We start from the raw sequence: 24,706 nt of genomic DNA on the forward strand, positions 1-24,706 counted from the left end.
TGCCGGTGATGCTGTCGAGAAAGCCGAACCATGCAGATCGCGAGAGTCGCGTTGAACAGGGCACTTCAGCCGCGCCATCGCCCGCGGGTATTCCGGCCCCGTCGCGCCAGAGCCTGCGCGGTCTCGACTGGTTCATTTTCTTCCTCGCCGACGTGCAGACCGGCTTCGGCCCCTTCATCGCGGTCTATCTCACGACGCAGAAATGGACCCAGGTCGAGATCGGCCTCGTGCTGTCCATCGGCGGCATCGTCGCCCTGATCGGGCAGATGCCGGGCGGTGCGATTATCGACGCCGCGAAATCCGAGCGGCTGGTCGCCGGACTTGCGATCGCCGCCATCGGCTGCTGCGCGCTGGCCTATGCGGCGATGCCGATCTTCCCGGTGGTGATGGCCGCGGCCACGCTGCATGCGGCGGCGAGTTGCGTGCTCGGGCCGGCGATCGCGGCGATCAGTCTCGGCCTCGTCGGGCCGCTGGCGATCGGCGAGCGGCTCGGCCGCAACGCGCGGTTCGCCTCGCTCGGAAACGGCGTTGCGGCGGCGGTGATGGGCACGGCCGGATACCTGCTGTCGAGCCGCTCGGTGTTCCTTGTCACCTTCCTGCTGGCGATCCCGACCCTGATCGCGCTGTCACGTATTCGCGAGGAGGAGGTCGATATCGCGCGTTGTCATGGCGAGATGCCGCGCGAGGCCAGGGATCGCGGCGACACCAATATCTGGCACCTGATCCGGCAGAAGCCGCTGATCGTCTTTGCCCTGAGCGTGCTGCTGTTGCAGCTCGCGAACGCCGCGATGATGCCGCTGATGGCGAGCGCGGTGACGGCGCGATCGAGCCAATGGGCGACGGTCCTCGTCGCCTTCTGCATTGTCGTGCCGCAGGCGATCGTGGCGCTGCTGTCGCCGACCGTCGGACGCAAGGCGCAGGCATGGGGCAGGCGGCCATTGCTGTTGATCGGGTTCGCCGCGCTGACGATCCGTGGCCTGCTGTTCGCGACGGTGCGGGATCCCTATCTGCTGGTCGCGGTGCAAGTGTTCGACGGCATCACGGCGGCGGTGTTCGCGGTGATGATTCCGCTGATCGTGGCCGACGTCGCCTTTGGCAGCGGGCACTTCAACCTTGCACAGGGCATCGTCGGCACCGCGACCGGCATCGGTGCGTCGCTGAGCACGGCGCTTGGTGGCTATGTCAGCGACAGGTTCGGCAATGCCACGGCGTTCATCGGACTTTCCGGCGTCGCCGCGACCGGGCTTTTGCTGATCCTGCTGGTGATGCCGGAGACCCGGCGCACCGGCATGATCGCCGCAAAGAAATGGCCGGCTGAACGAATTCAGCCGGCCACAACTGGGGGAGGAAAGATCAGGCGTCGAGATTGTGCAGGCGCGCGCGGTTGCGCAGCACGATCTGGCGGGCGCCGGAGAAGCCGAGAATGCCCTGGGCGTGAAGCTGCGACAGCGCGCGCGACACGGTTTCGAGCGTCAGGCCGAGATAGTCGCCGATGTCGCGGCGGCACATCGGCAGCGCCATCATGCCGGCAACGGCGAGGCGGCGGTCCATTTCGAGCAGGAAGGTGGCGACGCGCTCCATCGCGGTCTTGCGGCCCAGCAGCAGCATGTGGTCTTCGGCGTGGCGAAGCTCGCCTGCGGTCATGGCCCAGAGCTTGCGGGCGACCTGCACGTCGGTGCCGGCGGCCTTTTCGAGGCTGGCGCGCTTCACCAGGCGCACGGTGGTGTCGATGATGGCTTCCGCGGCAAGCCGGTGGGTGGGGCCGGACTCCAGGCCGAACACGTCGCCGGGAAGATGGAAGGAACCGATCTGGCGGCGGCCGTCGGAGAGGAGCTTGTAGCTGCGCACCGCACCGGTGACGACCTGGTAGACGTACTCAGACGGCTCGTCCTCGCCGTAGATCTCCTCTTCCTTGCGGTAGGAGAACTCGGTTGCGACCACGCCGATGTGGCCCGCGATTGCGCCGAACTGGTCGGAGACGGGATGGGCGGGAGCAATCCTGCCACCGATCTGGGTGTTGATCGCCTGGGTGTTGAGGGTCTGGGTCAGCATCTGCGCCATCTCCGTTGTGATGACGCTTTGGTACGCGGTATCGGGTGCTTCGAAAATTTCGCGAGATATCTTAAGGAGGTCTACCTACGTAGAACCCCGTAGGTCAGTTTCCGGTCCTGTCCTGGATGACGTTCCGGATGAGCTTGACCAGGTTTTCGTCGAGAAGCGGCTTCAAAATCACGTCGTTAACGCCTGCGGCCGCTGCTCGAGCCGAGATATTTCCGTCGGGATAGCCGGTGATCAGGATCACCGGGGTCTCACCGTCGGACTGGCGCAGGCGGCCTGCGAGCTCGAGGCCGTTGATGCCGGGCATCTTGTAGTCGATGACGTAGCAGTCCGCGCCGTGCCCGCCGCTCGCATTGAGCAGCGCCGTGGCATTCCTGAAGGTCCGCACGGCAAAGCCGTCGGTTTCCAGCAGGAAGCGCAGAGATCCCAGGACGGCATCATCGTCATCGACCACGTAGATCGTGGGCTTGGTGGATGGCGCCATCGGGAGCTGCCCAGGATAAGAGCTGATCTCAATCATGCTTGATCAGCTAGCACGGGCAGCGAGACCGCATCTTGACTTGCCTCAATCCTTCAGCATGCCGGCGCGCATCGCCAGCCGCACCAGCTCCGAGAGGCTGTTGGCCTGCATCTTGGTCATCACATTGGCCCGGTAGACCTCGATGGTGCGCGGGCTGATGTCGTATTCCCTGGCGATCAGCTTGTTCGAGAGGCCCGCGATCAGCCCCTCCATCACCTGGCGCTCCCTGGGGCTCAAGGAGGCGACCCGCGCTGCGATGTCCTGGGCGATGGATTCGCTCTTGGCGGCCGGCTCGGCCTGGCGAATCGCGGATTCGATCATGGTGACGAGTCGGTCGTCCTCGAAAGGCTTTTCCAGGAAGTCGAGGGCGCCCAGCTTCATGGCCTCGACCGCGAGCGGCACGTCGCCATGACCGGTCATGATCAGGATCGGAAACGGGCTGTGCTGCGTCTTCATGCGCTTCAGCAGCTCGATCCCGTCGATGCCCGGCATGCGTACGTCGGAGACAACGCAGCCGAAGGCGAGGCCGGGCAGGGCGTCGAGGAAGCTCTGCGCATTGTCGAACAGCGTGACGCCGAATCCGGAGGAATCCAGCAGGAAGTTGAGCGAGTCCCGCATCGCCTCGTCGTCGTCGATGACGTAGATATGTCCCTTGGTCGTCATGGATCAGGTCTCGTCGGCTGCCGGCAGGGTGAAGCGGAATGTCGCACCGCCCGACGCGTTGCTCTCGGCCCACATCCGGCCGCCGTGAGCTTCGATGATCGAGCGGCTGATGGACAGTCCCACGCCCATGCCGGTGTCCTTGGTGGTGAAGAAAGTCTGAAACAGGTTTGGAATGACGTCGTCCTGGAAGCCGGAACCGGTGTCGGACACCTCCACCTCGATCATGTCGTCCCCGACGCGGGTGTTGGCGACGACGAGCTCGCGCTGCTGCGATTGCGCCATCGCTTCCAGCGCATTGCGGAACAGATTGACCAGCACCTGCTGGATCTGGACCCGGTCGGCAAGCACCAGTTCGGCATTTGGATCGAGGTTGAAGCGGAGCTGCACGTTCTGCTCGCGCGCGCCGGCAAGGCCGAGGGCGCCGGCTTCCTCGATCAGCTTCGACAGGCTCTCGACGCGCTTCTCGGACTCCCCGCGCGCGACGAAGTCGCGCAGCCGCCGGATGATCTGGCCGGCGCGCACCGCCTGCTCGGCGGCGCGATCCATGGCGCTCTCGATCTTGGCGATATTCGGATCGGTGCTGCCCGACAGCAGCCGCCGTGACCCCTTCATATAGTTGCTTATCGCGGCAAGCGGCTGGTTGAGCTCGTGGGCGAGCGCGGAGGCCATCTCGCCCATGGCGCTCAGCCTGGAGACGTGGACCAGCTCGGATTGCAGCTCCTGGAGCCGCGCCTGGGTCTGCTGGTGCTCGGTCAGATCGCGGACGAAGCCGGTGAAATAGGGCTCGCCGCCGGACTGCATCTCGCCGATCGACAGATGCATCGGAAAGGTGGTGCCGTCGCGGCGCTTGCCGGTCACGATGCGGCCGATGCCGATGATGTGCGGATCGTGGGTGACGCGGTAGCGCGCGATGTAGCCGTCGTGACGGGCGCGGTCGGGCTCCGGCATCAGAATGCTGACGTTCTGGCCGATCGCCTCCTGCTCGGGCCAGCCGAACAGTCGCTCGGCCGCCGTGCTGAACAGCTGGATCACGCCATGGCCATCGATGACGATCATGGCGTCCGGAATGGTCTGGAGGATCGAGCGCAGGTGCGATTCGCGGGTGCGCAGCGCCTCCTCGACCTGCTTCTCCTCGTCGACGTCGAGGAAAATGCCGCTGAGGTGACAGGCGGTGCCGGCCTCGTCCCGAATGAGACCAGCCCGGGCGCGAATCCACTTTCCCCTGCCGTGGTCGCCTGCGACCCTGAAGGACACGTCAAAACTGCCGCCGTGCTCGCAGACGCGCTTGATCGCGCGCTCGACCCACGCGCGGTCGCTGGAGCTCGAGGCGAGCCAGGAACAGCTCGTAGCTGTCCGGCTGATCCGGCTCGACGCCAAACAGGGCCCTGGACGTGTCCGACCATTCCAATTCCATCGTCCTGAGATCGAGATCCCAGGTGCCGACGCCAAACCCCTCGATTCGAACGCGGAAATGCTCGCCCCGACCGTCATCATTCGGATGTGTAACGCGGGTCGGCGACAAGTGGTGACTCCATCTTCATGCGGTTCGCCCGGATGCCGTTACCGCCGACGCAATGTCGCCCAAGGCCGGGCCTGAGGCAAGTTCGGATGTCTTAGTCCATCGGCGGAGGCCCGCCGCACGGTGCCCGGGGCGTTTGATCTATCTCATCCTGCGGAGCATCGGCTGGGCTACAGTTTGATGAAAGCGTAATGCCCCGGAGGGTTTTCAATGACATATGCGACCGTGATGGTCAGCCTGGCGCTCGATCAGCCCAACGATTCGCGTCTGCAGGTCGCAGGCGAGCTTGCCGAGCGATTCGAGGCGGCCATCGTCGGAGTCGCCGCGGCGCAATTCGCGCCGCCGCTGTATTTCACCGATGGTGCCGCGGCTCGGGGACTGATCGACCAGGAAGAAGTCTCCATCAAGCGGCGCCTGGCCGAACTGGAAGCGCAATTCCGTGCCGCGATCAAAAATCGCGGCGGCCATGTGGAATGGCGCAGTGCCATGGATTTCCCGGAACGGTTTACGCTCACCCAGGCACGTTGCGCCGACATCATCGTCAGCGGCGGGCAGAGCCCGGCCTTCTCCGACGCATTCGCGCTCGCAAGCCCCAAGGATCTGGTGATGCAGTCCGGCCGGCCGATCCTGGTCGTGCCCGACGGAGTCAACTGGCTCGATCTGCGCAGCGCCCTCGTGGCGTGGAAGGATACGCCGGAGGCGCGGCGGGCACTCGCCGACGCGCTGCCGATGCTGCGCAAGGCAAGGGATGTCGCCGTCGTCGCGATTCCCGAGGGCGACGACGACCGTCCCGTCGCCGTCGCCGGTGTGACCGACGTGACGGCCTGGCTTGCCCGCCACGGCGTTACCGCGACCGCGCGCGTTTGCGAGGCGGCCCGGAACGAAACCGTCGCCGGGCAATTGGAGAAAGTTGCCGGCGATGTCGGCGCAAGCCTGATCGTTGCCGGTGCCTATGGTCATTCGCGCTTCCGCGAAATGATTCTCGGCGGTGTTACCCAATATCTGGTCACGCAATCCGCCCGCTGCGTGCTGCTGTCGCACTGACGGCCGGCTGGAAGCAGATCGAAGAGGACGCGCCGTGTACAAGTTTCTCGAGCAGACCGTCGACGGTTACATGACGCACAACGTCAAGACGGTTCAGCGCGACCTCGATATGCTCGCGCTCAGCGAGATGTTCGAGGACGACGATTTCAACAGCTACCCGGTCGAAGACGACGGGCAGGTGGTCGGCATCGTCACCAAATTCGACATCCTGAAGTGCTTCGCCTTCACGCCGAGCCAGATGCTGCCGCGCTATCCCGACCTGATGAGCCGCAAGGTCGGGGACGTCATGACGCCGGAGTTCATCTATGTCAGCCCCGACACGAGGTTGACGCGGGTGCTCCAGATCATGGTCGAGCACCGCATCAGGAGCATCATCGTGCTCGACGGCGCGCAGAAGCTGGTCGGGATCATCGCCCGCGAGGACGTCATCAAGGCGCTCAAGGCGACCGCGCGCGACTGAACAGAATCGTCCATGGATCCCGCGACCGGGGCCTCCGTGTTTCCACGGAGGCGACGCCTTGCCGTGCGCGGTGCGCGGTGCAAGCAATTGACATCGTTTTCCGATTTTTCTCGCGCTCACATTAACAGAAATCCATCTGTCTTGATTTCAATCAATTCCCCGCGAGGGTGAATGTGGTTTCTGGCCCCGTGTTCTTCAGAGAGAATCCGCATGAGCCAGCCCTCCATCTCCAAATCCATGACCATCGGTGAAAGCGGCCTGGCTGTCGTGTTCGCAGTCACCGCCTTCCTTTGCGTGATCGCCGCAGCCAAGGCGCTGGACGCGCCCTTCGCCTTCCACGCCGCGCTCGGCGCGGCGGCAAGCATCGCTGCGGTGTTCTTCGTCATCAATAATTACTACGACCGCCCGGCGGTGCTGCCGCCCGCGGAGATCAATGGCCGGCCCAACTACAACATGGGGCCGATCAAGTTTTCGTCCTTCATGGCGATGTTCTGGGGCATTGCCGGCTTCCTGGTCGGCCTCATCATCGCCTCGCAGCTGGCCTGGCCCGCGCTGAACTTCGATCTACCCTGGATCCAGTTCGGCCGGTTGCGGCCGCTGCACACGTCGGCGGTGATCTTCGCCTTTGGCGGCAACGTCCTGATCGCGACATCCTTCTACGTGGTGCAGAAGAGCTGCCATGTGCGGATGGCGGGCTATCTGGCACCCTGGTTCGTCGTGCTCGGCTACAATTTCTTCATCCTGATCGCCGGCACCGGCTATCTGCTCGGCGTGACGCAGTCCAAGGAATATGCCGAGCCGGAATGGTATGCCGACCTCTGGCTGACCATCGTCTGGGTGACCTATCTGCTCGTATTCCTTGCGACCATCATCAAGCGCAAGGAACCGCACATCTTCGTCGCGAACTGGTTCTATCTCGCCTTCATCGTGACGATCGCGGTCCTGCATCTCGGCAACAATCCGGCGCTTCCCGTTTCGGTGTTCGGCTCGAAGTCCTACATCGCCTGGGGCGGCATCCAGGACGCCATGTTCCAGTGGTGGTACGGCCACAACGCGGTGGGTTTCTTCCTGACCGCCGGCTTCCTCGCCATCATGTACTACTTCATCCCCAAGCGCGCCGAGCGGCCGATCTATTCCTACCGGCTTTCGATCATTCATTTCTGGGCGCTGATCTTCCTCTACATCTGGGCAGGTCCGCATCATCTGCACTACACGGCGCTGCCTGACTGGACGCAGACACTCGGCATGACTTTCTCGATCATGCTGTGGATGCCCTCCTGGGGCGGCATGATCAACGGCCTGATGACGCTGTCGGGCGCCTGGGACAAGCTGCGCACCGACCCCGTGCTGCGCATGCTGGTCGTCTCCGTCGCCTTCTACGGCATGTCGACCTTCGAAGGCCCGATGATGTCGATCAAGGTGGTCAACTCGCTCAGCCACTACACCGACTGGACCATCGGCCACGTGCATTCCGGCGCGCTCGGCTGGGTCGGCTTCGTCTCCTTTGGTGCGCTGTACTGCCTGGTGCCGTGGGTCTGGAATCGCAAGGGGCTCTACAGCCTCAAGCTCGTCAACTGGCACTTCTGGATCGCCACCCTCGGCATCGTTCTCTACATCTCGGCGATGTGGGTGTCCGGCATCCTCCAGGGCCTGATGTGGCGCGCCTATACCTCGCTCGGCTTCCTCGAATATTCCTTCATCGAGACCGTCGAGGCGATGCACCCCTTCTACATCATCCGCGCCGCCGGCGGCGGGCTGTTCCTGATCGGCGCGCTGATCATGGCCTATAATCTCTGGATGACCGTTCGCGTCGGCGAAGCGGAAGTCCAGATGCCCGTCGCTCTTCAGCCGGCGGAATGAGGAGCTCCACAATGTCGTTCTGGACACGCCACCAAATCTTCGAAAAGAACTCGATCATCCTGGTCGTCGGCATCCTGCTGGTGGTCGCGATCGGCGGTCTCGTCGAAATCACCCCGCTGTTCTATCTCAAGAGCACGATCGAGGTGGTCGACGGGGTCAGGCCCTACACGCCGCTGGAACTCGCCGGACGCAACGTCTACGTCCGCGAGGGCTGCTATCTCTGCCATTCGCAGATGATCCGGCCGCTGCGCGACGAGGTCGAGCGCTACGGCCACTTCTCGCTCGCCGCCGAGAGCATGTTCGACCACCCGTTCCAGTGGGGCTCGAAGCGCACCGGTCCCGACCTTGCCCGCGTCGGCGCCAAATATTCCGACGACTGGCACGTCACCCATCTGACCAACCCGCGCGCGATCGTGCCGCAATCGGTGATGCCGGGCTATCCCTTCCTGGCTCAGACGGAAGTCGATCCGGATACGATCGCCGATCACATGCGGACGCTGCGGACGGTCGGCGTGCCCTATACCGACGACCAGATCGCCAACGCGGGCGCCGACATGAAGGCCCAGGCCGATCCGGACAACGCCGGCTCCGACGCCTTCACCAAGCGCTACGCCAAGGCCGTCGTGCGCAACTTTGACGGCAAGACCGGGACGCCGACCGAGATGGATGCGCTGATCGCGTACCTGCAGATGCTCGGCACGCTGGTCGACTTCAAGATCTACAACGAGAAAGCCAATCTTCGCTGAGAAGGCACGAACGATGAAAGCCATCCTGACACTCGACAATCTCGCGTCCGGTCTCGTGACCACGATCTGGACGCCGGTGTTCGTCGCGATCTTTCTCGCGATCATCGCCTACGCATTCTGGCCCCGTAACAAGGCTGCGTTCGACGAAGCGGCGCACCTGCCGTTGCGGGAGGAGTAAAAGACATGACCGATCATCATAGTGAAGTCGATTCCGTCACCGGCAGGTCTACGACCGGGCACGAGTGGGACGGCATCAAGGAGCTCAACACGCCGCTGCCGCGCTGGTGGGTCATCACTTTCTACCTCACCATCGTCTGGGCGATCGGTTACTGGATCGTCTATCCGGCCTGGCCGCTGGTCGCCAGCAACACCACCGGCCTGTTCGGCTATTCGTCGCGCGCAGACGTTGCGGTCGAGCTCGCCAACCTCGACAAGATCAGGGGCGACAAGATGGTGGCCCTCGGTGCGGCTTCGCTCGCCGACATCGAGAAGGACCCGGCCTTGCTGGCGCTTGCCCGGGCCAAGGGCAAGACCGTGTTCGGCGACAATTGCGCACCGTGCCACGGCTCCGGCGCCGCCGGTGCCAAGGGCTACCCGAACCTGAACGATGACGACTGGCTGTGGGGCGGCACGCTCGACCAGATCATGCAGACCATCCAGTTCGGCGCGCGCTCGGGCCACGCCAAGGCGCATGAGGGGCAGATGCTCGCCTTCGGCAAGGACGGCGTTCTGAAGCCGGACGAGATCGTCACGGTCGCCAACTATGTCCGCGCCTTGTCGGGCCTTCCGACCCGCAAGGGCTATGACGCGGCCAAGGGCGAGAAGATCTTCGCGGAGAATTGCGTCGCCTGCCACGGCGACGGCGGCAAGGGCAACCAGGAGATGGGCGCACCGAACCTGACCGACAAGATCTGGCTCTACGGCTCGGACGAGGCAACCCTGATCGAGACCATCAGCCAGGGCCGCGCCGGCGTCATGCCGGCCTGGGAAGGCCGGCTCGATCCCGCCACGATCAAGGCGATGGCGGTCTACGTCCACTCGCTGGGCGGCGGAAAATAGCCGATTGACCAAAAGCGGGGGCGAACAAAATCGCCCTCGTTTGCGCTGGATCAACTGACACGGCGGTGTCGGGTCTAGGTTTAATCGCACCTTTTCGAGAAGTTCCTGGCGATGAACAAGACCGTGAACCCCAAAGACCTCACATCCGACGACGACAACGGGCCGCTCTACGTAGCCCAGAAGAAGGTCTATCCCCAGAGCGTCTCGGGGACCTTCCGCCGGATCAAATGGGGCCTGATGGCGGTCTGCCTCGGCATCTACTACTTCCTGCCCTTCGTGCGCTGGAACCGCGGCCTCGGTGCTCCCGACCAAGCCGTGCTGATCGATCTTCCCAACAGCCGCTTCTACTTCTTCTTCATCGAGCTATGGCCGCAGGAGGTCTACTACTTCACCGGCCTGCTGATCGTCGCGGCGATCGCGCTGTTCCTGATGAACTCGGTCGGCGGCCGCATCTGGTGCGGCTATCTCTGCCCGCAGACGGTGTGGACCGATTTGTTCTACGCGGTCGAGCGCCTGATCGAAGGCGACCGGCGCGAGCGGATGAAGAAGGACAAGTCGTCCGACCCGATGAAGCTCGAGCGGATCTCCGAGATCGTGCTCAAGCACTCGATCTGGCTCATGATCGCCTGGTGGACCGGCGGCGCCTGGGTGCTCTATTTCTACGACGCGCCGACGCTGGTGAAGGACCTCGTCACCTTCCAGGGGCCGATGATCGCCTATATCTGGATCGGCATCCTCACCGCGACGACCTATCTGCTGGCCGGCTACATGCGCGAGCAGGTCTGCACCTACATGTGTCCCTGGCCGCGGATCCAGGCCGCGCTCACCGACGAATGGGCGCTCAACGTCACCTACCGCTACGATCGCGGCGAGAAGCGCACTTCGGTCAAGAAGGCGGCCGAGCTGCGCGCCCGGGGCGAGCAGGTCGGCGATTGCGTCGACTGCTATCAATGCGTCGCGGTCTGCCCGACCGGCATCGACATCCGCAACGGGCCGCAGCTCGAATGCATCCAGTGCGGGCTCTGCATCGACGCCTGCGACAACGTGATGACGAAGATCGGCCGGCCGAAGCGACTGATCGGCTACGACAACGACATCAACATCCACCGCCGCCAGGAAGGCAAGGCACCGGTCTACAAGATCGTGCGCGCTCGAACCGTGGTCTACAGCGCGATCATTGCGGCCGTCGGCGGTTTCATGATCTATACGCTCGCAACCCGCAGCCTGCTCGACGTCAACGTGCTGCACGACCGCAACCCGGTCGCGGTCAAGCTCAGCGACGGCTCGATCCGCAACGCCTATACGGTGCGGCTGCTCAACAAGAGCGGCTACGACCGCGTCATCGCGATCGACGCCAGCGGTCCCGCCAACTTGACCATCCACGTCGTCGGCGCCGATTCGGTGACGCCGGATCGGCCGATGATCGTCATTCCCCGCGATTCCACCAGCGAACTGCGCCTGCTCATCACCGCGCCGGCGGAGAGCAATCCGGAGAAGTCGATTCCGGTTCGCTTCCACGTTACCGATATCGGCCTTGGCGAAGCTGCCAGCGCCACCGACAATTTCGTCGCGCCGTAGGACCAGGAGACTGCTATGGCAACCAAGCCGCTGACCGGAACCAAGGTGTTCCTGATGCTGGTCGCCTTCTTCGGCGTCGTGATCGGCGTCAATGTGACCATGATGAAGCTCGCGATCGCGACGCTGCCCGGCACCGATGTCGACAGCCCCTATGCCGCGGGCCTCACCTACGACCGCGAGATCTCGGCGGCGCAGGACCAGGCCGCGCGCAAATGGCAGGTCGACGCTCACATCGAGCGCCACGCCGATGGCGGCGCCGCGCTTCGGATCGATGCGCGTGACGCCAGCGGTCGGCCACTGACCGGCTTGAAATTCGGCGGACGCCTCGAGCGACCGACCGACAAGCGCGCCGATCTCCAGGTCGAACTCACCGAAGCCGGCATCGGCATCTATCGCGGCAATGCCGCCGCCGTCGCGCCAGGGCAGTGGGAGCTGGTGATCGAGGGCGAGTCGCGCGGCACGCGCGTGTTCATGTCGCGCAATCGCGTGATCCTGAACTGAAGGACATCGTTATGCACGTCACGCGGGATTTTTCGCATTACGTCCGCGCCGCGGGCGAGGGCGTCCAGCACATCGATCTCGCGGTCGAGGGCGTTCACTGCGCCGGCTGCATGGCCAAGATCGAGCGCGGGCTGTCGGCGATGCCCGACGTCACGCTGGCGCGCGTGAACCTCACCGACCGCCGCGTCGCGCTGGAATGGAAGGCGGGCACGCTCGATCCGGCCCGCTTCATCGACCGCCTCGAGGAGCTCGGCTACAAGGCCTATCCCTACGAGACCGAAAGCGCGGAAGTGGCCGAGGTCGCCGAATCCCGCTTTCTGCTGCGCTGCCTCGGCGTCGCCGCTTTCGCCACCATGAACGTGATGATGCTGTCGATCCCGGTATGGTCGGGCAACGTCTCGGACATGCTTCCCGAGCAGCGCGACTTCTTCCACTGGCTCTCGGCGCTGATTGCGCTGCCGGCGGCGGCCTATGCCGGCCAGCCGTTCTTCCGTTCGGCCTGGCGCGCACTGTCGGCCAAGACGACCAACATGGACGTGCCGATCTCGATCGGCGTGATCCTCGCGCTCGGCATGTCGGTGGTCGAGACCATCCACCATGCCGAGCATGCGTATTTCGATGCGGCGATCATGCTGCTGACGTTCCTGCTGGTCGGCCGCTTCCTCGACCAGAACATGCGGCGGCGGACGCGGGCTGTTGCCGGCAATCTCGCCGCGCTCAAGGCGGAGACCGCGGCCAAGTTCGTCGGGCCTGACGAGATCTCCCAGGTCCCGGTCGCCGCGATCCATCCCGGCGACATCGTTCTGCTGCGGCCCGGCGAGCGCTGCGCCGTCGACGGCAGCGTGATCGAGGGGCGTTCCGAGATCGACCAGAGCCTGATCACCGGCGAGACGCTCTATGTCACCGCGGAGCAGGGCACGCCGGTCTATGCCGGATCGATGAACATCTCCGGCACGCTGCGGGTGCGGGTCTCAGCGGCGTCGGAGGCAACGCTGCTCGCCGAGATCACGCGGCTGCTCGACAATGCGCTGCAGGCGCGCTCGCGCTACATGCGGCTCGCCGACCGCGCTTCGCGGCTCTACGCGCCGGTGGTGCATGCGACCGCGCTCATCACCATTCTGGGCTGGGTGATCGCCGGTGCGTCCTGGCACGATGCGATCGTGACCGGCGTTGCCGTGCTGATCATCACCTGTCCCTGCGCGCTCGGCCTTGCCATCCCGACCGTGCAGACGATCGCCTCGGGCGCGATGTTCAAGTCCGGCGTGCTGCTCAATTCGGGCGATGCCATCGAGCGCCTCGCCGAGGCCGATCACGTCATCTTCGACAAGACCGGCACGCTGACGCTGCCGAATCTCGAAGTCACGAACGCGGCCGGCATTCCCGCCGGCATCTTCGATCTCGCCGGCCGGCTCGCGCTGTCGAGCCATCATCCGGTGGCCGCCGCGGTCGCGAAGGCCGCCGGCGCGAAATCGCCTGTTGTCGGTGCAGTCGAAGAGGCCGGGCAAGGCGTGCGCGCAACTCTGGACGGCGTCGAGATCCGTCTCGGTCGGCCGTCCTTCTGCGGCGCGGAAGCGTTGGTCGGCGGCGCCGATCTCGATCCCGAAGCCTCGATCGTCGCCTTCAGCAAGGGGCCCGAAAAATTCATCCTGTCGGTGCGTCAGGGCCTGCGGCCGGACGCGCAGGCCGTGATTGCGGCGCTGAAGGCGCGCAACATCGGCATTGAGATTCTCTCCGGAGACCGCGAGCCGGCGGTGAAGGCGGCAGCGCATGCGCTCGGCGTTCCCGAATGGCGCGCAGGTGTGACGCCCGCCGACAAGATTGCGCGGATCGAGGAGTTGAAGCGGCGCGGCGCGAAGGTGCTGATGGTCGGAGACGGCATGAACGACGCGCCTTCGCTGGCGGCGGCCCATGTCTCGATGTCGCCGATCTCGGCCGCTCATCTCAGTCAGGCCACCGCCGATCTGGTCTTCCTCGGCCGGCCGCTGGCCCCTGTCGTCGCCGCCATCGACGCTTCGCGCAAGGCGCTGCATCTGATGCGGCAGAATCTCTGGCTCGCGATCGGCTATAATGTCCTCGCCGTGCCGGTCGCGATCAGCGGCGTAGTGACGCCCCTGATCGCCGCGGCCGCGATGAGCGGATCCTCGATCCTGGTCATGTTGAATTCGCTGCGGGCTCGCAGCCGCACGCGAGAGATCGTGTAATGGAGATCCTGGTCATCCTGGTTCCGCTCGCGCTGATGCTCGGTCTCGCCGGCCTCGCCGCCTTCCTCTGGTCGTTGCGAAGCGGCCAGTACGACGATCTCGACGGCGCCGCCTGGCGTGCCATCGCCGACGACGAGCCGCCGCAGGAAGCGCCGGTCAAGCGTTAACGCTTCAATTTGAGCGTGAGCAGGGCTGCGGCCGCGAGGGCTGCGCCGATGCCGGCGATGCAGACGGACCAGCCGAAGGCATCGAACAGACGTCCGAGCACGGCCGTGCCGACGAGCCCACCACAGAAATAGCAGGCGAGATAGATGCCGCTGGCGGTGCCGCGGTTTCCGGCGGCGGCCTGTCCGACGAAGCCCGTGGCCGCGGCCTGTGCGAAGAAAGTCCCGACACCGACCAGGACCATGCCAATGAGTACCTCGCCGAGATGCGATGCCAGCAACAGCGGCAGGCCGAGGCCAGCGACAGCGAGCGAGCCCCAGATCGTCGGCCGCGTTCCGAGGCGTGAGGCCACCTTGCCGGCCAGCAAGGTCGTGACCACCGACGGCAGGAAAACGAAATAGACAAGGCCGAGGTCCATCATGCCGAGCGACAGCGGCGGCCGGACCAGCACGAAATTAACGAATGTGAAGGTGCCGATGAAGGCGAACAGGATGCAGAAGCCGATGCCGAAGGCGGCGCAGAGCTGCGGATCGCGCCAGTGCGTGATCGTGTCGGTCAGCGGCGATTCCGCCGGAATCACCGTATGCATCGGCGGCACGCGCTTGACGGTGACATAGACCAGTGCCGCGCCGGCCAGATTGAGGCCCGCAAATGCATAGAAATTCCAGGCGAGGCCAAGGCTGTCGGTAACTGCCGCCGAGACCAAGCGGCCGACGAGGTTGCTGGCGACATTGCCGGTGATATAGGCCGCAAACGCGCCGCCTGCATCCATGGCGCTGCATTGCTCGCCGAGATAGGCGAGGGTGAGCGCGAAGGCGGACGCCATGCACAGGCCCTGCGCCACCCGCAAGGCGGTGAAGACCGCCAGGTCCGGCGCCGACGCCAGCAGGCTGGTGGGGATCGCCAGAAGCGTGAGGCTGAGCAGGATGCCGGTCCGCCGGTTGATGCGCGGGCTGAAGAAGCCGACGACGAGGCTGGCTGTCGCCATGCCGAAGGTGCTGGCGTTGACGGCAAACCCCATAGCTGCAGGCGTGACGCCATAGTGGCGCGTCAGCGAAGGCAGGATCGCCTGCGTCGCGAACAGGTCGACGACGGTCAGGAATGCGGTGAGGCCGATCACGAGCGAGCGCCGCGCGACTCCCGCGGAATGCCCGTCCGTCGTCATCGCGCCCTGCCTGACGATTGCGGATAGATCGGTCATGGCGTGCTTCTCCTGTGAGATGTGGCGCCCGGCATGCGGGCGGCATGGGGATCCCGGGCACCACATTCAGTCACGCGTGCACTGGGGCCACGTGCGCGCGTCACATGTGGTGGTCGTTGGGGTCCTTGCGGACGTCGCCGACATAGAGAATGACCGTTTCCTTGCCGAGGTTCTTCCACCAGTGCGCAGTGCCGAACGTTTCGGAACGGAGGTCGCCGGCCTTGTGCACGATCGGGTCGACGCAGTTGGAGGCGTATTCGACGATCTCGCCCTGCTGCACGAAGATCAGCGCCGGGCGGTCGTCATGGCTGTGCCAGGGCACGATGCCGCCGGGCTCGATGGTCAGCTTGCGGAAGCGCAGCTCGCGGCCTTCGATATGCGCCGGCTGCTTGCCGAGGTCGATCGCGCCGAGCGTGGTGTCGGTAACGCCGACAGGCTTGGTATCCACCATCTGCCGCGCGTTCGACTTGATCTTGTCGGCCGGGCATTCGCCCGCGAAGACCGGCGTTGCGAATGTCAGCCCGCCGAGAACCGCAAGGCCCGTCCAAACCACGCGCGACAATGTGTGATGCCTAGACATGGAAGTCTCCTCTGTTGGCCGCAACCTCGCTGGTCGCCGGCTATGGCAGGAGCTTCGTCGAGAGCGCGCCCGTGCTGAAATGCCGTTTCGCTTTCGGTGCGATAGCGCCATGCTATGGCGGCGCGATAGGCGGCGGCTATCGAACCGATTGGGGATCGGCATTTCCTCATCGGCAATTTCCGATGCTCGATGTCGGGGCGCGCCCGATTGGCGGGCGTTCACGTCAATTCGGAGGAGCATCTCATGACGAAAGTGTCCAGGACCTTGCTTGCCACCGCCGCGTTCGCGGTCATCGCGACATCCGCTTTCTCGGAAGCGACCTGGGACTTCAAGGCCGGCATGGCCTATGTCTATGGCGGCCCCGGCAAGATGTCGGCGATGGCCATGGCCCCCGCCGAGAAGAACCACGAGGCCATGATGAAGAACGCGAAGAAGGTGCCTGACAATACCGTCTTCTTCATGGACAACGGATCGCTGTACTCCACTTCCGGGCGGCTCGATCCGACCGGCAATTTCTACGTGAACTGAGCGCGTCCCGGCCTGGTGGCCGCCCTTGCGGGCGGCCGAGCCGCGAAACTAGTATTCGTCTCAAGAATGCCGGAGCGGAAGATGACGTCACTCTCGCCAGCCGACGCCGAGCGGCTCAGGTCTGCCTTCCAGCGCTGCCGGGACATGGAGGGCACGCTGAACGAACAGCTCCGTGCCTATGCCGACGCCAGCCGCGAGGTCTTCCCGGCCTATGGCGAGGCGGTTGATCGCCTGGTGGCGCGATTGGGCGGGAACGGCGGTGGCGAGACCGCGCCGCGCCAGGGCGATGCGATGCCGCCCTTCATGCTGCCGGACGAAAGCGGCCGTCTCGTCGCGCTGACTGCGCTGCTCGAGACCGGTCCGGTCGCGGTGATGTTCTTCCGCGGTCACTGGTGCCCCTATTGCCGGCTGAATGTCCGTGCCGTGGTCCATGCGTTGGACCGCATCGCGGCGATGGGCGGGCGGGTCGTCGCGATCATGCCTGAGACGCAGGAATATACGAGGCAGATCAAGGCCGATTCCGGCGCGCCGTTTCCGATCCTGACCGACCTCGACAATGGCTATGCGCTGTCGCTCAATCTCGCAATCTGGCTGGGCACCGAAATCCAGAGCCTGTTGTCCTACCAGGACATGGCGAGATTCCACGGCAATGACGGCTGGATGCTGCCGATCCCGGCCGTGTTCGTGGTCGGCCGCGACGGCATCGTAAAAGCCCGCTTCGTCGATCCTGATTTCCGCAAGCGCATGGAGATCGACGACCTGCTTGCCGCGTTGGACAGCGCCGGCAGGGAGAACTAGCCGCAGGCCGTCCTCGGATCACCCGGCGATCGCCCGCCAGTCCGCGCCGCGCAGCATCCGCATCACCGCGTTGGCGACCGCCGTGCGTTGCCGGCCGGCCACGCCGTAGAGGCTGACGGTGCGGCGGGCGTCCAGCCCGGCGACCGCCGCGCGCGTCAGCTTCTCCGGCACGGGTGACGTGTGCGGCACCATGGCGACGCCGATATCGGCCTCGACCAGCTCGATCAGATCGTGCTCGCTGGACACTTCGTGGCCAAGCTCGACGTCGATGCCGTGCTCGCGCAGGCTCGCCGAGATGCGTCCGGCGTGCTCGCAGAACGTCCGGCCCAGCAGTTGCTCTGCGCGCAGATCGTCCAGTTCGATCGAGTTGCGGCCGGCAAGCCGATGTCCGTTGCTGACGACGAGCTCGAAACCCTCGGTGAAGAGCGGCCAGACGTCGAGGCGGTCCCAGGCCTCGTCGATCTCGGCGGCGATGCCGAGTTCGGCTTCGCCCTTCTTCAGGAATTCCGCGACCTCGCGGCTGGAGCCGCGCAGGAAGCGCAGCTCGAGCCGGTTGAACTGCCGCCTGATCTCGTTGAGATGCGGAATGAGCAGAGCGAGGTCGATCGAATGCGTCAGCGCGATACGCAGCGCGCCGATCTCGCCGCTCTTGAACGAGGACGCCAGCGATCGCGCTCCGGCGGCGGCGTCATGGCATTGTTTCAGCAATGGGTGCATGCGTTGGCCGAGTTCGGTCAGCTGCGCCGCCGGCCGTTCGCGGCGGAACAGATCGCCACCGAGCTCGGCTTCGAGCTGCTTGATCGCTCGCGTCAGCGAGGGCTGTGTTACGTTGCACTCCTCGGCCGCGCGCGTGAAATTGAGCAGCTGCGCGACCGCGAGGAAATAGCGGACCTGATGCATTTCCATGGTTCGGCTCCCGGCAGGATCGGCGGGACCTTATTCGATCCGGCCAGGAAATGACATCCTGGCCGCGATAGCGCGGGCGTATGGACTCGGAAGCCAACCGGCATTTCCGGAAGATTGGATGATCCCGCACATTTGCTCCAGCAACGGCGCGGCGTCGCGCCGGCCATTTGCCCAGAGGGTTGGATCATGAATATCCCGATCAAGACGCAATCGTCCGCCTCGTCTAGCGTGCTGGCCGGCAAAGTGGCCCTCGTCACCGGATCGACCAGCGGCATCGGCCTCGGCATCGCGCGCGCGCTCGCGGCGTCCGGCGCCGACATCGTGCTGAACGGCCTTGGCGTCGCCAGCGAGATCGGCCGGACGCGTGAGCAGATCGCCGCCGAGTTCGGTATCAAGGCGGGCTATTCGCCGGCCAACATGACGAGGCCGAAATCGATCGCCGAAATGATTGCGGCGATCGTGGCGCAATCCGGCCGGCTCGACATTCTCGTCAACAATGCCGGCATTCAGCACGTTGCGCCGCTCGACCAGTTTCCGGTCGACAAATGGGACCAGATCCTTGCGATCAACCTCTCATCGGCGTTTCACACCACGCGCCTTGCGCTGCCCGCGATGCGCCAGAACGGCTTTGGACGGATCGTCAATATTGCCTCGGCGCACGGCCTCGTCGGTTCGCCGTTCAAGGCGGCCTATGTCGCCGCCAAACACGGCATCGTCGGCTTGACCAGGGTGACGGCGCTGGAGACTGCGGAGGAGGGGATCACCTGCAACGCCATTTGCCCCGGCTATGTCTATACTCCGCTGGTCGAGGCGCAAATCGATGGGCAAGCCAAGGCGCACGGCATCTCGCGCGATCAGGTGATCCGTGACGTGCTGCTGGCACAGCAGCCGAACAAGCGTTTTGCCACGGTCGAGGAACTCGGCGCGCTCACGGTATTCCTCTCGACGGATGCGGCAGCTTCGATCACCGGAGCAGCGCTGCCGGTCGACGGCGGCTGGACCGCGCATTAACATGGGCCGGCGTAACAAGTCGCTGCCAGCAGCGAAGATCTGGGCAGTGCAGGCTGATCAGGAGCGAACCATGAACGGCACGCAGAATAACATGCAGGGCAGGGACCTGCCGGGTCAGGTCGTCCTCGTGCTTCAGGGAGGCGGCGCGCTCGGCTCGTATCAGGCCGGGGTCTACCAGGCGCTGCACGAGGCCGGCATCGAGCCGGACTGGATCATCGGCACCTCGATCGGTGCGATCAATGCCAGCCTGATCGCGGGTAACACCCCGGAGCGCCGCCTCGCGCGCTTGAAGGAGTTTTGGAAGCGGATGGAGCAGAAGCCGGCCTGGGATTGGCGTGCCGCATTTCCCGGCTTCAACGAAAAGCTTGCGTATTGGTCGGCCGTGACTCACGGCATTCCCGGTTTCTTCCGCCCCAATCCGCTCGCGCATGCCGGGGATTCCTATCCGCTGGGTGCCGATCACGCCGGTTACTATTCGACCACGCCGCTGGAGAAGACGCTGAGCGAACTGGTCGATTTCGACCTGGCCAATCGCTGCGCGCCGCGCCTGACGGTCGGTGCGGCTCACGTCGGCACCAGCGAAATGCGCTATTTCGACAGCCGCGACGGCGAACTCACGGTGAAGCATGTGATGGCCTCGGGCGCATTGCCGCCGGCCTTTCCGGCGGTGCGCATCGACGGCGAGCTCTATTGGGACGGCGGCATTCTCTCGAATACGCCGACGGAGGCGGTATTCGACGACAATCCGCGCAGGGATTCGCTGATCTTCTCCGTGCATCTGTGGAATCCCGTCGGCGCCGAGCCGACCACGATGGCGGAGGTGCTGAACAGGCACAAGGACGTGATGTACTCCAGCCGGATCGCGAGCCAGATCACGCGCCAGCAGCAAGCCCATCGCCTGCGCCATGTCATCAACCAGCTCGCGGCGCGGCTGCCCGAGAGCGAGCGCAGCGATGCCGCGGTGAGGGAGCTGATCAGCTACGGCTGTCCGACCCGCATGCACGTCGTGCGGCTGCTGGCGCCGCAGCTCGACCGCGAGACCCATACCAAGGACATCGACTTCAGTCCGTCGGGGATCACGCGGCGCTGGAATGCGGGCTACGTCCACACGAAGTCGGTGCTCGCGCGAAAACCGTGGATCGGCGAATTCGATCCGCTCGCAGGCGTCGTGCTGCACGAGCATATGGACGAGATGCCGATGGCCGCGGAATAGGGCTGCGTCTGCGAGGCGCCCCTATACGGACGCCAGCTTCCGGTACAGCGCGTTGTAGCTGCCGGCGGAGATGCTCCAGGAGAACGAGCGTCCCATCGCGCTGCGGCGCATGGTGTCGAGCTGGTCTTGCGCCATGAAGGCCTCGAAGGCGCGGCGCACGCCGCCGAGGAAGGAATCGTGCGAGGGCTTCGAGAACAGGAAGCCGGTCTCGCCGTCGGTGATGGTCTCGGCGAGGCCGCCGGTCTGGTGGCCGATCGGCAGCGAGCCGAACCGCTGGGCGTACATCTGGCTGAGCCCGCAGGGCTCGAAGCGCGACGGCATCAATGTGAAATCGCTGCCCGCAAAGATGCGCCGCGCCTGGGCATCGTTGAAGCCGATCGTGACCCCGATCGCATCGGGGCGGCGGCGATGCGCATCGACCAGAGCCTGCTCGAGCGCGGGTTCGCCGGAGCCGGTGACTACGATCTGCCCGCCGGCATCGACGATCTCGTCGGCCGCCGCCAGCACGAGGTCGATGCCTTTCTGATGCACGAGGCGCGCGACGATGCCGAACATCGGGCCGCGCGATACCGCCAGCCCGAACTGCTTGCGCACGTAATCCGCATTGGCCTTCTTGCCGACCCAGTCGCCGGCGCCGAACTGCTGGGCGAGCTGGGCGCAGGAGCGCGGGTCCCAGCTCTCGTCGATGCCGTTGAGGATGCCGGTCAGCTCGGCCGCGTCGGAGCGCAGCTGCAACAGGCCTTCGAGGCCGCAGCCGAACTCGGTGGTGGTGATTTCCCGCGCGTAGGTGCCGCTGACGGTGGTGAGATGAGAGGCGTAGACCAGTCCGGCCTTGAGGAACGACATCTGATCGTAGAACTCGACGCCGTCGATGTGGAAAGAGCTCTCGGGTACGCCAATTCGCCGCAGCGAGTCCCTCGGGAAGAGGCCCTGATAGGCGAGGTTATGGATAGTCAGGATCGACGGGACCTTGGCCCCGCGCCAGGCAAGGTACGCTGGCACGAGCGATGCCTGCCAGTCGTTGGCATGGACGAGGTCCGCTGCCCAATTCTTGTCCAGCTTGCCCATGGCAAGCTCAGCGGCTGCCGAGGCGAAGCGTGCGAAGCGGATGTCGTTATCCGGCCAGTCGCGCCCGGACTCATCGCCATAGGGATTGCCGGGCCGGTCGTAGAGTTGTGAGCACAACAGCACATAGACCGGCAGCCCGTCCTTGGTCGCGGCCCGGCCGAGCGAGCAGGCCGGCATCTCTGCAAACGCAGGGCAGCGGCCAACGATCTGTATGTGCGTGAGTTGCTCGATGATGTCGCGATAGCCGGGGAGCATGATCCGTATATCGGCGAAGGGGCGAAGGGCTCTGGGAAGAGCGGCTGAAACGGCACCGAGTCCGCCAACGCGGACGAAGTCGTCCATCTCGGTTGTAACGAACAAGACCCTCAAGAACTGCTGCTCCTCTTCCGATCCCGCTTGCTGTTATGCAAGAACGGGTCCAGTTGCCCCTGGAATTCCCAGGTCACCCGCAAGACGCGTCCGTTCGGTAAAGACTTTCCTACTCAGCCGCCGCCCTCTAGGCTCGCCGCACCAACGAAAGACAATATCGATTGTTCCTAAGGGACCGCCGGGGATGCAGCTATCAGATAAGCACGAAGAGACGACGACAAAGGCCTTCGCCGGTCTCAGGGTGCTGGATTTTTCGACCACCATCGCAGGCCCCCATTGCGCGCGAATGCTGGCGGACATGGGCGCCGAGGTCATCAAGATCGAGACCGACGCGGCGAGACGATGCGGACCCGGCCACCGCTGCGCAACGGCTGCAGCACCGTGTTCGGCCAGCTCAATGCCGGCAAGAAGAGCGTGGTGCTCGACCTCAAGTCCGAGGACGGCAAGGAGGCGGTGCGGCGGCTGGTCGCCACCGCGGACATCCTGGTCGAGAACTTTCGTCCCGGTGTGATGCGCCGCTTGCGGCTGGACTACGACAGCCTGCGCCCGGTCAATCCCAAGCTGATCTACTGCTCGATCTCCGGCTATGGCCAGAGCGGTCCCTCGGCCGAACTGCCGGCCTACGCGCCGGTGATCCATGCCGCCTCCGGCTATGACATGGCGCATCTCGCCTACCAGCCCGGCCGCAACCGCCCGGACTATTGCGGCATCTATCATGCCGACGTCGTCACCGGCACCTACGGTTTCGGCGCGATCGCGTCTGCGCTCTATCAGCGCACCTCGACCGGGCGGGGCCAGCACATCGACGTCTCCATGCTGGAGACGATGCTGACCTTGACGGTGCTTGAGGTGCAGAACTCGCAATTCGCGGTGAAGCCGCCGCCGCGCCCGATGTTCGGCCCGACCGAGACCGCGAGCGGCTATGTCATGATCACGGTCGCCAGCGAGAAGACGTTTCAGGGATTGATGGGGGTGATCGGACGTCCCGAATGGATCTCCGATGCGCGCTTCTCCACCTATGCCGCACGCCGCGACAACTGGGCCGAGTTGATGGACGGCGTCGAAGCCTGGTCGAGGCAGCACCCGACGGACGCATGTCTGGTCGCATTGGGCGCTGCCGGCGTGCCGGCTTCGGCCTATCGCACCGTGTCCGAGGCGCTGGCCGATCCGCAGCTCGCGCACCGGCAGGCGCTCTCGCCGGTGCAGGACGGTGGCGGCTCGTTTCAGGTGCTCAATCTGCCATTCCGGATGTCGGGCGCCGACACGACGCCGGGCAAGACGATGGCCGTGCTCGGCGAGCATACCGACGAATTGCGCGAGGAGATCGGACTTGGCGGCGATGCATCAATTCCGTCAGACAAGACGGCTGCTCAAGGATGATCGAAGGCGCGGTACGGCCTTGCGCCCGGCCGGCTTGCAATCATCGGCCGACGTGAACTAGACAGGTGCGAATTTGTTTCGCCCCGCCGGCCATGGCATGGTGGCGGCGAGAACGACAAATATGCCGGGAGGACGCCGATGAAGAGTTTCAAGGTCGCCGATTTCAAGGCGCCGCTGCAGGAGTTTGACGAGGCGACGCCGCAGCCGTCGGGCACGCAGGTGCTGATCAAGGTCAAGGCCGCCGGCGTCTGCCATAGCGACCTTCACATCTGGGAAGGCGGGTATGATCTCGGCCACGGCCGCAAGCCGTTGTCGCTGAAGGACCGCGGCATCAACCTGCCGTTGACGATGGGCCATGAGACCGTGGGCGAAGTCCTGGCCTTCGGTCCCGACGTGAAGCCGGCTGACCAGGGCGATCTGAAGCTTGGCGACATCGGCCTCGTCTATCCCTGGATCGGCTGCGGCAAATGCGCCGTTTGTCTGGCTGGTGACGAGAACATGTGCGCGACGCCGCGCTCGCTCGGCGTCTATTGCGACGGCGGCTATTCCGACCACATGCTGGTGCCGCATCCCCGCTATCTGCTCAACCTCAAAGGCCTCGATCCTGCCACGACCGCGCCCTACGCCTGCTCGGGTGTCACCACTTACAGCGCGCTGAAGAAGGTCGAGCAGCATTTCGACACGCCGATCGTGATGTTCGGCGCCGGCGGCCTCGGCCTGATGGCGCTGTCGCTGCTGAAAGCCATGGGCGGCAAGGGTGCGATCATGCTCGATATCGACGCCAGGAAGCGCGAGGCGGCGGAGAAGGCCGGCGCGCTCGCCACCGTCGATCCCAAGGCGCCGGATGCGCTGGAGCAGCTCGCCATGAAAGCGGGCGGGCCGATCCGCGCCGTGATCGACCTCGTCGGCAACGCCGCCACCACGCAGCTCGGCTTCGACTGTCTCGCCAAGGGCGGCAAGCTCGTCATCGTCGGCCTGTTCGGCGGCGGTGCGACCTGGGCACTGCCGCTGATTCCGATCAAGGCGGTGACGATCCAGGGCAGTTACGTCGGCAATCTGCGCGAGACGCAGGAGCTGCTCGATCTCGTCCGCACCAAGAAGGTGCCGCCGATCCCGGTGACGACGGCACCGCTTGCCAAGGCCAACGATGCATTGGTGCAGTTGCAGCAGGGCGCGGTGGTCGGGCGCACGGTGCTGACGCCGTAGTTACTTTCTCTCCTCCGTCATTGCGAGCGAAGCGAAGCTATCCAGACGTCCCCCGCGGAAACAGTCTGGATC

21 protein-coding genes and 4 pseudogenes are annotated in these 24,706 nt (G+C 64.9%); 17 read left to right on the plus strand and 8 right to left on the minus strand.

Features of this window, described 5'->3' with window-relative positions; translation table 11 throughout:
• Positions 1 to 5: 5 nt before the first annotated feature.
• A pseudogene (locus ACQ86E_RS23285) lies at positions 6 to 1,307 on the plus strand (MFS transporter); the annotation flags it as partial.
• Between the two features lie 46 nt (positions 1,308 to 1,353).
• Here ACQ86E_RS23285 and ACQ86E_RS23290 read toward each other — a convergent pair.
• From ACQ86E_RS23290 to fixL, 4 genes and pseudogenes are all read right to left on the minus strand, one after another.
• Entirely contained in the window at positions 1,354 to 2,052 is a 699-nt protein-coding gene (locus ACQ86E_RS23290) for a helix-turn-helix domain-containing protein (protein ID WP_431201982.1), read from the minus strand.
• A 103-nt stretch (positions 2,053 to 2,155) separates the two neighbouring features.
• Positions 2,156 to 2,578 carry a response regulator gene (locus ACQ86E_RS23295; protein WP_431201983.1) on the minus strand — a complete coding sequence of 141 codons (423 nt, stop codon included), beginning with the start codon at positions 2,576 to 2,578 and terminating at the stop codon, positions 2,156 to 2,158.
• Positions 2,579 to 2,623: 45 nt separating this feature from the next.
• Complete coding sequence (gene fixJ / locus ACQ86E_RS23300; RefSeq protein WP_015687710.1) at positions 2,624 to 3,241, minus strand: response regulator FixJ; 618 nt, start codon at positions 3,239 to 3,241, stop codon at positions 2,624 to 2,626.
• 3 nt (positions 3,242 to 3,244) lie between these two features.
• A pseudogene (gene fixL, locus ACQ86E_RS23305) lies at positions 3,245 to 4,763 on the minus strand (sensor protein FixL).
• Positions 4,764 to 4,970: 207 nt separating this feature from the next.
• Here fixL and ACQ86E_RS23310 point away from each other — a divergent pair.
• From ACQ86E_RS23310 to ccoS, 10 genes are all read left to right on the plus strand, one after another.
• On the plus strand, positions 4,971 to 5,804 hold the full coding sequence (locus tag ACQ86E_RS23310) for a universal stress protein (protein WP_431201984.1): 834 nt from the start codon (positions 4,971 to 4,973) through the stop codon (positions 5,802 to 5,804).
• Positions 5,805 to 5,838: 34 nt separating this feature from the next.
• On the plus strand, positions 5,839 to 6,264 hold the full coding sequence (locus tag ACQ86E_RS23315) for a CBS domain-containing protein (protein ID WP_431201985.1): 426 nt from the start codon (positions 5,839 to 5,841) through the stop codon (positions 6,262 to 6,264).
• A gap of 210 nt (positions 6,265 to 6,474) precedes the next feature.
• Positions 6,475 to 8,124, plus strand: coding sequence for a cytochrome-c oxidase, cbb3-type subunit I (gene ccoN / locus ACQ86E_RS23320; protein ID WP_431201986.1), 1,650 nt, complete (start codon positions 6,475 to 6,477; stop codon positions 8,122 to 8,124).
• Positions 8,125 to 8,135: 11 nt separating this feature from the next.
• On the plus strand, positions 8,136 to 8,870 hold the full coding sequence (gene ccoO, locus ACQ86E_RS23325; RefSeq protein WP_431201987.1) for a cytochrome-c oxidase, cbb3-type subunit II: 735 nt from the start codon (positions 8,136 to 8,138) through the stop codon (positions 8,868 to 8,870).
• A 13-nt stretch (positions 8,871 to 8,883) separates the two neighbouring features.
• The gene (locus ACQ86E_RS23330; RefSeq protein WP_015687703.1) at positions 8,884 to 9,048 is read left to right on the plus strand and encodes a CcoQ/FixQ family Cbb3-type cytochrome c oxidase assembly chaperone; all 165 of its coding nucleotides are present in this window, start codon (positions 8,884 to 8,886) and stop codon (positions 9,046 to 9,048) included.
• A gap of 5 nt (positions 9,049 to 9,053) precedes the next feature.
• Complete coding sequence (ccoP, locus tag ACQ86E_RS23335; protein WP_431201988.1) at positions 9,054 to 9,929, plus strand: cytochrome-c oxidase, cbb3-type subunit III; 876 nt, start codon at positions 9,054 to 9,056, stop codon at positions 9,927 to 9,929.
• Between the two features lie 111 nt (positions 9,930 to 10,040).
• Entirely contained in the window at positions 10,041 to 11,507 is a 1,467-nt protein-coding gene (ccoG, locus tag ACQ86E_RS23340) for a cytochrome c oxidase accessory protein CcoG (RefSeq protein WP_431201989.1), read from the plus strand.
• Between the two features lie 15 nt (positions 11,508 to 11,522).
• Positions 11,523 to 12,008 (plus strand): FixH family protein, encoded by a 486-nt coding sequence (locus ACQ86E_RS23345; RefSeq protein ID WP_431201990.1) that lies wholly within the window; start codon positions 11,523 to 11,525, stop codon positions 12,006 to 12,008.
• Between the two features lie 11 nt (positions 12,009 to 12,019).
• Complete coding sequence (locus tag ACQ86E_RS23350; RefSeq protein ID WP_431201991.1) at positions 12,020 to 14,209, plus strand: cation-translocating P-type ATPase; 2,190 nt, start codon at positions 12,020 to 12,022, stop codon at positions 14,207 to 14,209.
• Entirely contained in the window at positions 14,209 to 14,376 is a 168-nt protein-coding gene (gene ccoS, locus ACQ86E_RS23355; RefSeq protein WP_015687698.1) for a cbb3-type cytochrome oxidase assembly protein CcoS, read from the plus strand. The genes ACQ86E_RS23350 and ccoS overlap by 1 nt, the downstream gene beginning before the upstream one ends.
• Here the strand turns inward: ccoS and ACQ86E_RS23360 are convergent.
• Together ACQ86E_RS23360 and ACQ86E_RS23365 are read right to left on the minus strand one after the other, a co-directional pair.
• Positions 14,373 to 15,575 (minus strand): MFS transporter, encoded by a 1,203-nt coding sequence (locus tag ACQ86E_RS23360; protein ID WP_431201992.1) that lies wholly within the window; start codon positions 15,573 to 15,575, stop codon positions 14,373 to 14,375. The two genes, ccoS and ACQ86E_RS23360, sit on opposite strands and share 4 nt — an antisense overlap.
• A 100-nt stretch (positions 15,576 to 15,675) precedes the next feature.
• The gene (locus ACQ86E_RS23365) at positions 15,676 to 16,155 is read right to left on the minus strand and encodes a cupin domain-containing protein (protein ID WP_431201993.1); all 480 of its coding nucleotides are present in this window, start codon (positions 16,153 to 16,155) and stop codon (positions 15,676 to 15,678) included.
• Positions 16,156 to 16,398: 243 nt separating this feature from the next.
• Here ACQ86E_RS23365 and ACQ86E_RS23370 point away from each other — a divergent pair, with 243 nt between their 5' ends.
• Together ACQ86E_RS23370 and ACQ86E_RS23375 are read left to right on the plus strand one after the other, a co-directional pair.
• Entirely contained in the window at positions 16,399 to 16,683 is a 285-nt protein-coding gene (locus ACQ86E_RS23370) for a hypothetical protein (protein WP_431201994.1), read from the plus strand.
• Between the two features lie 81 nt (positions 16,684 to 16,764).
• The gene (locus tag ACQ86E_RS23375; RefSeq protein WP_431201995.1) at positions 16,765 to 17,481 is read left to right on the plus strand and encodes a peroxiredoxin-like family protein; all 717 of its coding nucleotides are present in this window, start codon (positions 16,765 to 16,767) and stop codon (positions 17,479 to 17,481) included.
• Between the two features lie 18 nt (positions 17,482 to 17,499).
• Here ACQ86E_RS23375 and ACQ86E_RS23380 read toward each other — a convergent pair whose 3' ends face one another.
• Entirely contained in the window at positions 17,500 to 18,387 is an 888-nt protein-coding gene (locus ACQ86E_RS23380; protein WP_431201996.1) for a LysR family transcriptional regulator, read from the minus strand.
• A gap of 186 nt (positions 18,388 to 18,573) precedes the next feature.
• Here ACQ86E_RS23380 and ACQ86E_RS23385 point away from each other — a divergent pair, with 186 nt between their 5' ends.
• Positions 18,574 to 19,398, plus strand: coding sequence for a 3-hydroxybutyrate dehydrogenase (locus ACQ86E_RS23385; protein ID WP_431201997.1), 825 nt, complete (start codon positions 18,574 to 18,576; stop codon positions 19,396 to 19,398).
• A 70-nt stretch (positions 19,399 to 19,468) separates the two neighbouring features.
• Positions 19,469 to 20,611, plus strand: a complete 1,143-nt coding sequence (locus ACQ86E_RS23390; RefSeq protein WP_431201998.1) for a patatin-like phospholipase family protein — start codon at positions 19,469 to 19,471, stop codon at positions 20,609 to 20,611.
• Positions 20,612 to 20,632: 21 nt separating this feature from the next.
• Here the strand turns inward: ACQ86E_RS23390 and glgA are convergent.
• Positions 20,633 to 22,051, minus strand: a pseudogene (gene glgA / locus ACQ86E_RS23395) (glycogen synthase GlgA); the annotation flags it as partial.
• A gap of 181 nt (positions 22,052 to 22,232) precedes the next feature.
• Here glgA and ACQ86E_RS23400 point away from each other — a divergent pair.
• Together ACQ86E_RS23400 and ACQ86E_RS23405 are read left to right on the plus strand one after the other, a co-directional pair.
• A pseudogene (locus ACQ86E_RS23400) lies at positions 22,233 to 23,428 on the plus strand (CaiB/BaiF CoA transferase family protein).
• Between the two features lie 138 nt (positions 23,429 to 23,566).
• Positions 23,567 to 24,634, plus strand: a complete 1,068-nt coding sequence (locus ACQ86E_RS23405; protein WP_431201999.1) for an alcohol dehydrogenase — start codon at positions 23,567 to 23,569, stop codon at positions 24,632 to 24,634.
• Positions 24,635 to 24,706 lie beyond the last annotated feature (72 nt).

Origin of the sequence: Bradyrhizobium betae (assembly GCF_050632175.1) — a bacterium.
GTDB classification, from domain to species: Bacteria; Pseudomonadota; Alphaproteobacteria; order Rhizobiales; family Xanthobacteraceae; genus Bradyrhizobium; species Bradyrhizobium betae_B.

Coding starts and splice junctions, on each gene's coding strand:
- ACQ86E_RS23290 (WP_431201982.1), bottom strand. CDS start 2,052: ATGCTGACCCAGACCCTCAACACCCAGGCGATCAACACCCAGATCGGT.
- ACQ86E_RS23295 (WP_431201983.1), bottom strand. CDS start 2,578: ATGATTGAGATCAGCTCTTATCCTGGGCAGCTCCCGATGGCGCCATCC.
- fixJ (WP_015687710.1), bottom strand. CDS start 3,241: ATGACGACCAAGGGACATATCTACGTCATCGACGACGACGAGGCGATG.
- ACQ86E_RS23310 (WP_431201984.1), top strand. CDS start 4,971: ATGACATATGCGACCGTGATGGTCAGCCTGGCGCTCGATCAGCCCAAC.
- ccoN (WP_431201986.1), top strand. CDS start 6,475: ATGAGCCAGCCCTCCATCTCCAAATCCATGACCATCGGTGAAAGCGGC.
- ccoO (WP_431201987.1), top strand. CDS start 8,136: ATGTCGTTCTGGACACGCCACCAAATCTTCGAAAAGAACTCGATCATC.
- ACQ86E_RS23330 (WP_015687703.1), top strand. CDS start 8,884: ATGAAAGCCATCCTGACACTCGACAATCTCGCGTCCGGTCTCGTGACC.
- ccoP (WP_431201988.1), top strand. CDS start 9,054: ATGACCGATCATCATAGTGAAGTCGATTCCGTCACCGGCAGGTCTACG.
- ccoG (WP_431201989.1), top strand. CDS start 10,041: ATGAACAAGACCGTGAACCCCAAAGACCTCACATCCGACGACGACAAC.
- ACQ86E_RS23345 (WP_431201990.1), top strand. CDS start 11,523: ATGGCAACCAAGCCGCTGACCGGAACCAAGGTGTTCCTGATGCTGGTC.
- ACQ86E_RS23350 (WP_431201991.1), top strand. CDS start 12,020: ATGCACGTCACGCGGGATTTTTCGCATTACGTCCGCGCCGCGGGCGAG.
- ccoS (WP_015687698.1), top strand. CDS start 14,209: ATGGAGATCCTGGTCATCCTGGTTCCGCTCGCGCTGATGCTCGGTCTC.
- ACQ86E_RS23360 (WP_431201992.1), bottom strand. CDS start 15,575: ATGACCGATCTATCCGCAATCGTCAGGCAGGGCGCGATGACGACGGAC.
- ACQ86E_RS23365 (WP_431201993.1), bottom strand. CDS start 16,155: ATGTCTAGGCATCACACATTGTCGCGCGTGGTTTGGACGGGCCTTGCG.
- ACQ86E_RS23370 (WP_431201994.1), top strand. CDS start 16,399: ATGACGAAAGTGTCCAGGACCTTGCTTGCCACCGCCGCGTTCGCGGTC.
- ACQ86E_RS23375 (WP_431201995.1), top strand. CDS start 16,765: ATGACGTCACTCTCGCCAGCCGACGCCGAGCGGCTCAGGTCTGCCTTC.
- ACQ86E_RS23380 (WP_431201996.1), bottom strand. CDS start 18,387: ATGGAAATGCATCAGGTCCGCTATTTCCTCGCGGTCGCGCAGCTGCTC.
- ACQ86E_RS23385 (WP_431201997.1), top strand. CDS start 18,574: ATGAATATCCCGATCAAGACGCAATCGTCCGCCTCGTCTAGCGTGCTG.
- ACQ86E_RS23390 (WP_431201998.1), top strand. CDS start 19,469: ATGAACGGCACGCAGAATAACATGCAGGGCAGGGACCTGCCGGGTCAG.
- ACQ86E_RS23405 (WP_431201999.1), top strand. CDS start 23,567: ATGAAGAGTTTCAAGGTCGCCGATTTCAAGGCGCCGCTGCAGGAGTTT.